A 297-nucleotide genomic window follows, 5' to 3' on the forward strand; every position below is an offset into this window, starting at 1 on the left:
CAGGAAGGCCGCGTAGTCGTCCGGCACGCCAAGGCGGACGCTGCCTGTTTCCATCGGCCGGGTGACGCTGGCCCACGCTTCGTCCGACAGCTTCAGCAGCCGGCGCGCATAAATGAGGAAGTCCTCGCCGATCGCATTGGGCGTAACCGTTCTCGGCCCGCGCACCAGAAGCTGGTTGCCCACCATGTCCTCCAGCCTTTGCATCTGCATGCTGACCGCCGACTGGCTGCGACCGACACGAGGTGCGGCATTGGACAGGCTGCCGGTTTCGACGACGGCGACGAAGGTTTTCAAGAG

General features: G+C 64.6%; 1 protein-coding gene. It reads right to left on the reverse strand.

Going from position 1 to position 297, the window contains the following annotated elements:
* Window positions 1-297, reverse strand: a 297-nt coding sequence (locus EN852_RS39120) for a LysR family transcriptional regulator (RefSeq protein ID WP_135879926.1), incomplete at both ends; no start/stop codon positions are given.

This window comes from Mesorhizobium sp. M2E.F.Ca.ET.209.01.1.1 (assembly GCF_004010375.2).
Taxonomy (GTDB): domain Bacteria; phylum Pseudomonadota; class Alphaproteobacteria; order Rhizobiales; family Rhizobiaceae; genus Mesorhizobium.